The organism is Gemmatimonas sp. (genome assembly GCF_036405635.1).
Classification (GTDB): domain Bacteria; phylum Gemmatimonadota; class Gemmatimonadetes; order Gemmatimonadales; family Gemmatimonadaceae; genus Gemmatimonas.
On record NZ_DASWXE010000002.1, the window covers coordinates 1 to 7,862 of the forward strand.

A 7,862-nucleotide genomic window follows, 5' to 3' on the forward strand; every position below is an offset into this window, starting at 1 on the left:
GCAGGCGTTGCTGGCTCATCGAGCGCCATTCTTCATTGCGGAGGAATCCCTCCGCAGCGCGACCGCCCGCACGGTATCTCCTTGCCGCGCCACCAGGCTCGCCAGATGCCCAACGGTGGCCAGCGTGAGGGAGTGCGACGGCCCGAGGCGATCACGTGCCGTGGCATACGCTTGCTCGAGTTCTGCGCGGGCGGGCTCCAGCTGATTGCGCGCTTCGAACAAACGTGAAAACTCCGCGTGAATCCCGATGGCCGGCACAGTGCGCACTTCACCCATGCTGTCGAGCATCACGCGAGCACGCGTGAGATGCCGCTCGGCCACCGCCAGATTGCCCGACTTCCGTTCGACCGCACCCAAGAGTCGGAGTGTGATGCCAAACTCGAGATAGTTGCGTGGAGTGAGCGTCTCCTGGATGGCAATGGCGGAATCCACCACCAGGCGGGCGGCGGGAAGACTGTCGAGCTGCGCGAGTTCCTCGCCGAGTCGTTGTTGGAAGGTGGCTGTCAAGGAGTGCGTTGGTCCGTACACCTGCCGCATGGAGTGAAGCGCTCCACGTTTCAATGCCGCAGCACGCAGATGATCACCGCGGCGTCCGATCGCCGTGCCCCAGTTGAGGAGCGTGAACGCGAGCTCGGCGCGAGTACGCGTCGAATCCTGCCGATAGCTTGCCACCGCGCGCGCAAAGGCCGAATCGGTGGCCGCAAAGTCAGTGCCGGACAGCAGCGTCGCGCCCAGCGCCGATTGAGTGGTGCCGAGCAGCGCCCATCGTGGCGTGAGTCGACTCTGCTCGCGCCGTTCGGCTTCCTGCAGCAGTGCCACACCTTCTTCGCGCTGCTGCAGTCCCACGCCCAGCACCTGCCCGAGTGACACCAGCACGTCGGTGACTTCCGTGTCGGGCGGTGCGGGCATCCGTCGATAGCGGGCGAGCGCTTCACGCAGTCCACCGATCGCCAGATCGGAACGCCCCGTCTCCTGATGCAACAGCGCGCCATAGTGGATATCGCGAGTCACGTCGAGTGACTGCTCCCCCAGGGTCTGGCTGTGCAGGATGCGCGCGGAATCGAGCAGGCGTGCGGCGACCGCATGTTTGTTGAACACACGAAACGCATTGCCGAGCGTCCAGTACATGTCCGCGCGCACGCGTGGCTCGCTTCCGAGATCGCGCTCCACGCGTGCGAGCGTGGAGTCGAGTACCTCGGACAGCATGACATCACTCCGGCCCGAGCGAAATGTGCTGTAGTGCGATGGGTCGGCGGCGCCGACAATGGCCCTGAGATATTCGGCCATGATCGTGGCCCGTCGGGCTTCCTCCCGCGCGAGGCTGGCGGACCGCAGGGAGAACGCCGTGGCACCGATGAGCGCGAGCAGCGCGATGGTGCTAGCCGCCACGAGCGCTCGCTGGCGCTGCACAAACTTGCGGGCACGATAGGACCACGTGTCCGGCTGGGCCAGCACCGGCTGTCCCTTGAGGTAGCGCAAAAGATCCTGCGACAAGGCCGCCGCGCTCGCGTAGCGACGCTCCGGTTCCTTTCGCAGCGTCATGCGCACGATGGCCTCGAGTTCACCCGAGAGAGCCACCTGCAGCCGCTTGGCATTGTCCAGGCCGCGTTCGCGGGCACTCACATCGGTGACCACATCCCGCAGCGCCCGGGGAGGGCGTGTGCTGAGAATGGACAGCACTTCGCTGGCCGACTTGCCGGTCACGTCGTACGGTGCTGCCCCCGTCAGCAGGCGGTACAACACCACGCCAAGCGAATACACATCGGCGGCGACGGTGACGTCCTCACCACGCGCCTGTTCAGGGCTGGCGTATCCCGTAGTGAGGGGTGCGAGGCCTTCGCGCGTGACGTCTGAAGCCTGCCCCGTCTCGGGATCCGGCGAGAGCAGCTTGGCGATGCCAAAGTCGAGCACCTTCACGATGCCGTCGGCCGTCACGAGCACATTACCCGGCTTGAGATCGCGATGCACGACCAGTTTGCCGTGCGCGAACTGCATCGCCTCGCACACCTGCCGGAACAGATCGATACGCTGGGCGATGGAGAGCTGTCGTTCGTTGCACCATTCGTCGATCGGCTGGCCGGGAACGAACTCCATCACCAGGTATGGGATGCCGTCCTCGGTCTCACCGCCATCGTAGAGCGCGGCAATGTTGGGATGTGACAGCCCGGCGAGGATCTGCCGCTCCCGCTTGAAGCGCCAGTGCAGTTCAGGACGATCAAAGCCCACGCCCAGGCTCTTGATGGCCACCTGCTGTGTGAACTGCCGATCTTCGCGAGCACCTTCGTACACGACGCCCATACCGCCGCGGCCAATCTCGCGCGTGACGCGATAGGCGCCGAGCGTCCGGCCCACGAGGGTGCGTCCTGTCTGACGCGGATCCCCGCCCGCGTCCAAAGCCTCCAGAGGCGGCGCGTCCAGCAAGCCATTGGTGCGATCGGCCGCGGCGAGGAGTTCTTCGATTTCCTCGATGATCGTCGCATCGCCCTGCGCGAGCTCATGCAGGAGCGCACGACGCTTCGCACGGTCAACCGCGATGACCTGATCAAACAGCGCGTTGATGCGGGCCCAGCGTGCGCTATCCATGATGGTCAGGCTTTCTCCATTCACACATCAGCCGTTTGCCCTCGCATGCTTCGCGGACAAAGTCCGGATAGTCTGCGGGTGTCGGACGCTCCTGGAACCACGCCAGCACGAGCCAGTTCCCTGTCGAGCGGCACATCCACGGCTTGCGGCGAATCAGAAACGCCCGCACGTCCGCATCGAGTACACGCTTGACCCCATCCACATCGGCACTTGCCACGTGAACAGCACCTGAAAAGGCGGCATCCTCCGGGAACACGATGCTGGCGTTGGCCAGATGTTTGTCCACAAAACGCGCAAAGCGGTTCTGCGGAGTACCCTGAGTCGTGAATACCGGCAAGGGGGTCGCTCGCACATCGAACGCGGCGACCGTGAACCGAATCAGCTGTCGGTTGTTGCTGCTGCCCAATGTCGTGTCGTAGTCGAAGAGCAGAATGTCCGTATCGTGTATCCGTCCACGCATCACCGAGGTCGCCAGCGGCAAACTTCGCGACTGATAAAACGCAAAGCCACCAAGATCACGCAGCACCCCGTTGTCGGTGGGCGTGAACGAGAGACCCAGGTCTGCTGCCACCTGCGAGAGTGCGGCAAGGCGCTGCGCGTCCCGACGCCGGGCGATCTTCACGGCGATCGCGACGCCACCGACGAACACCAGCAAAAGGCTGGCGAGGAGTACCAGCGGCAACCAATTCATGGGTCAGGTCTCCTGCCGGATGGTTCAACGCAGTGCGATCACTTCTCCGCCGGCGATACCATACAGCGCGTCACCGGCCTGTCGCGCATACATGCCCCCACCGGTGAACGCCGAAAATGCCGGCAGGATGCCAATGGTAGCGCCAAATACAAACGCCGGGAGCCGCACATGGGAACGTCCGCGCCCGTGCACCGTGACATTGGGATGCAGGTGCCCCGCCAGCACATAGCCTGACTCGGGGAGCGCAGGTTCATGCACCCCCACGAAGGGACCCGCACGCCACGGGTCGTCCTGGCAATCGATATCCAGCGAAGCCGGTGGGTCGCCCGCATGCCGGTCGTGATTGCCACGCACCAGTGTGACCTGCAGGGACGCGTGTCGCGCACGCCACGCGGCGATCGTGGCGAACGTCTCTTCATGTCGCCCGGCCCTGGCGTGTAGCAGATCGCCCAGAATGATCAGCTGACTCGCGCCTGTGTCAGACAGCACCCTGGAAAGCCTCGTGAGGTCACTGGCCGTGGTGCCCATCGGGACCGGCACGCGCGACGCGCGAAAGGTCGCGGCTTTGCCCCAGTGCAGGTCAGCCACCACCACCGCATCATGCGCCGGAATCCACAACGCGCGCTCGGGAAGCAGTACCACCGTCTCACTCGCCACTTCCACCGCCAGCGCTCCCGCCGGCAGCACACTCACTTCCGCACTCGGCGCTTCTTGTTCACCGGCAGCGTGTCACTTGGCCCAAACCGGAACACACTCGTTGTCCCGGATCGCGTCGGACGTTCGGCCGATACGGTCATGCGCCGCACCCGATCGGCCAGCTTCTCCATGCTCAGCGAAGCGCGTGTCATGTCCACCATGAGCGGGAAAGCCAACGGAGTGGGGCGCTCCACCTCGACCACGCGCACATCGCTACGGGAGAGGCGTTCGAGCACACGCGTGAGACGGCTGGCTTCGAGCTGACGTTCCAGTACTTCGCGTCGTGCCTGGGCGAGGAGCAGGTTGTCCGGATCATGGTTGGCGAACACATCGTACAACAGGCCACTGGACGCCTGCAACTGCTTGGCGCTCTTCGACTGACCCGGATATCCGGAGAACACGAGACCGGCCACCCGCGCGATTTCGCGGAATTGCCGCCGCGCGAGCTCCGCGGCATTGAGACTGTTCGTGATGTCGTGCAGCAGATGCGCGGTGGACAACAGCCCGCTCTCCAGTGCTTCCTCCAGCGGAGCCCGATCGGGGCTCAGCAACTCGAATCCGTAGTCGTTGCTGCTGAACGTGAACGACAGCGGCATCAACTGGGCGATGCGATACGCCCACAGCGCGGCCAGCCCTTCGTGCACCAGGCGCCCTTCGAATGGATATACGAACAGGTGATGCCCGTCGCGGGTTTCGGTGCGTTCGATGAGCAGTTCGTCGGGGCGCGGAATCACACTGCGTTCGGCCTGTGTGTCGAGCACCGGTTTCACGGCCTGCATCTCGGGAGAGGCGAACACACCCGTACGCGCCTGTTCCAGCATGTCCCGTACCGCCGCCGACAGTTCGCTGCTCAGTGGCATGCGCGCCCCCGCCCAGCGCGGCACGGCGCCGGCCCGCTTCTTCGCCTTGCGCACCCAGGCGGTCAGGTCGCGCAGCCGCACGAACTCCAGCGGTGTCCCGGCAAAGATGAAGGTGTCACCGGGAGAGAGGCGGCTCACGAACGACTCCTCGATCGTGCCAAGCCGTCGGCCCTTCAGGTAGCGCACCGCAATCGCGTGATCACTCACGATGGTGCCGATACTGAGCCGGTGCCGCAGTGCCACACGCCGATCCGTTACGCGATACACCCCGTCTTCGTACTGCACCTTGGCATACTCGGGATACGCGCGCAGCGTGTCACCGCCGTACATGACAAAGGCCAGCACCCAGTCCAATTCTTCATCCGTCAGTCGATGGTACGCCCGCGTGGTACGCACCTCCGCCAGCACGTCAGCGCGCGTAAACCCACCACCCAACGCCAACGTGACCAAGTGCTGGGCGAGCAGATCGAGCGGACGATCCAGTGGTTCACGGCTTTCGATGGCACCAACCTCGATCGCCGCACGCGCGGCCGCCACCTCCACCAACTCGAAGGCGTGCGTGGGCACACAGACAATGCGAGACACCCGTCCGGGGCTGTGCCCGGAACGGCCGGCGCGCTGCAGCAGGCGGGCGACGCCCTTTGGGCTACCGATCTGCATCACCACATCCACTGGAGCGAAGTCTACGCCCAGGTCGAGTGAACTGGTCGCCACCACGATGCGGTAGCGACCGGTCTTGAGACCATCTTCCACATCTTCCCGCTGGTTGCGAGACAGCGAGCCATGGTGGATGGCCGTGAAGATGAACCAGTCCGGGTTGGCCGCGATGAGACTCTGAAACCAGATCTCGCACTGTGAGCGCGTATTGGTGAACACAATCGCGCTCTCGGCGTTCTCCAGTCGGCGAATCACCTCGGGGAGCAGCTTCGTGTTGAGATGGCCGGCCCACGGAAAGCGATCCATCGTCTCCGGTACCAGCGACTCCACCACCACGGCTTTGGGCACTACGCCGCGCACGACGCGCGCCGGCCTTGGCGCGCCCATGGCATCGAAGCCCATGAGTGTGTCCGCAGCCACCTGCAGGTTGCCCAGCGTGGCCGACACACCCCACGTGCGCATATCAGGGCACAGCGCGCGCAATCGCGCGAGGCACAGCTCCACCTGCGCCCCGCGCTTGGTTGAGAGTAGCTCGTGCCATTCATCCACCACCACGCAGCGCAAGTCGGTAAACAACGACGCATGATCCGCCCGGCACAGCAGCAAGGACAGCGATTCTGGCGTGGTCACGAGGACTGTGGGCAATCGCGTGCGCTGCCGGGCACGCTGCGCCGCCGACGTATCTCCGGTGCGCGACTCCACCCGCCATGGCAGCGACATGCCCTCGGCCGCCTGGCGCAGTGCCTGCTCGGTGTCAGCAGCGAGCGCGCGCAGTGGCGTGATCCACAAAACACGAAGCGGCGCCGCGGCTGCGCGACGCCGTGGCGCACGCTGACGCACCGGCTCCGACAACGCCTCGATGACGGGCCCGAGGAATGCCGCATAGGTCTTACCCGTACCTGTCGCGGCGTGGATAAGCCCTGACCCGCCGCGCAGATAGGCGTCCCATACTTCACGCTGGAAGCCAAACGGTTCCCAGCCTCGCTCGCGGAACCACGCGTCCACACCGGCCCGTCCGATCTCGTGATTCATGCCGAGAGCAACGCGCGCACGGTCTCGATCGTGTCCGCCTCGGCGGCGGGTTTGTCCTTGCGCCAGCGGGCCATGCGCGGGAAGCGCACCGCGAGCCCGCTCTTGTGCCGCGTGCTGCGCTGGATGCCCTCGAACGCGAGTTCGAAGACCAGCTCCGGCTTCACCGTGCGCACCGGGCCGAACTTCTCCAGTGTATTGGCACGAACAAACCGATCCACTTCACGGATCTCAACATCGGTGAGCCCACTGTAGGCCTTGGCGAATGGCACGAGCGTGGGCCCGTCCCAAATGGCGAAGGTGTAGTCGGTGAACAATCCGGCGCGCCGTCCGTGACCTGCCTGTGCGTAGACCAGCACCGCGTCCACGGTCATCGGGTTCACTTTCCACTTCCACCAGTCGCCCACTTTGCGCCCAACACCATAGAGCGACTCCAGGCGTTTGAGCATGAGCCCTTCGCTCTGACGCTCGCGAGCCGCTTCCCGCGCTTCGGTGACATCGGCCCAGGAGCTTGCATCGATGACGGGAGACAGGCCCATACTGCCACCCGTCGGCAGTGCAGCCATCACTTGCTCGGCCTGCGCACGCCGCGCACGCAACGGCTCACTGCGGATATCGGAGCCGCGCACTTCGAGACAGTCGTACACCAGCATGTGACAGGGCACGTCGGCCAGCAGCGTCTTGCCCACCGTCTTGCGATTGATGCGACGTTGCAGCTCGCTGAAGGGGAGCGGTTGTCCATCGCGCCAGGCCAACATTTCCCCGTCCAGTACGGTGCCATCGGGCAGCCACTCGGCAATGGCCTCCACCTCGGGGAATCGACCCGTCAACAGCTCTTCACCACGACTCCACAACATCGTGCGGCCGTTGCGACGTACCAACTGGCAACGGATGCCATCCCACTTCCATTCGCACTGCCAGTCGCGCACGTCGCCCAGTGACTCGGGCGCCGCTTCGAGCGGATAGGCCAGAAAGAACGGATACGGCTTGCTCCAGTCAGCGTCGGTGGTATGTGCATGCACGAGCTGCTCATACCAGGCACCACTCGGCTCCCACTGCCCCATCAATCGGTGAGCGATGGTGTCCACTGGCACACCACTCGCCTGCGACAGAGCACGCACGACCAAGCCTTCGGCGACACCCACGCGAAACCCGCCGGTGATCAGCTTGTTGAACAGAAAGCGCGCCGTCCCTCCCAGCTCTGACCAGGCGGCACGCAAGGCCAGTCGCTGTTCTGCAGGCTCCATGGTGGCGAGTGGCAGCAGGCGCTGCTCCACCCACCAGGCGAGCGACGCGTCGGCCGTGGCCTCCGGCTCTGGTACGAGCAGCGAGATGGCCTCGGCCAG

General features: G+C 64.9%; 5 protein-coding genes. All 5 read right to left on the bottom strand.

Features of this window, described 5'->3' with window-relative positions:
* Window positions 1–15 precede the first annotated feature (15 nt).
* Window positions 16–2,583, bottom strand: coding sequence for a serine/threonine-protein kinase (locus VGE27_RS00060; protein WP_331047583.1), 2,568 nt, complete (start codon window positions 2,581–2,583; stop codon window positions 16–18).
* Window positions 2,576–3,274, bottom strand: coding sequence for a hypothetical protein (locus tag VGE27_RS00065; RefSeq protein WP_331047584.1), 699 nt, complete (start codon window positions 3,272–3,274; stop codon window positions 2,576–2,578). The genes VGE27_RS00060 and VGE27_RS00065 overlap by 8 nt, the downstream gene beginning before the upstream one ends.
* 24 nt (window positions 3,275–3,298) lie before the next feature.
* Complete coding sequence (gene pdeM / locus VGE27_RS00070; RefSeq protein ID WP_331047585.1) at window positions 3,299–3,967, bottom strand: ligase-associated DNA damage response endonuclease PdeM; 669 nt, start codon at window positions 3,965–3,967, stop codon at window positions 3,299–3,301.
* Complete coding sequence (locus tag VGE27_RS00075) at window positions 3,964–6,519, bottom strand: ligase-associated DNA damage response DEXH box helicase (RefSeq protein WP_331047586.1); 2,556 nt, start codon at window positions 6,517–6,519, stop codon at window positions 3,964–3,966. The genes pdeM and VGE27_RS00075 overlap by 4 nt, the downstream gene beginning before the upstream one ends.
* Window positions 6,516–7,862, bottom strand: a 1,347-nt coding sequence (locus tag VGE27_RS00080) for an ATP-dependent DNA ligase (protein ID WP_331047587.1), incomplete at its 5' end; no start/stop codon positions are given. The genes VGE27_RS00080 and VGE27_RS00075, both read right to left, overlap by 4 nt.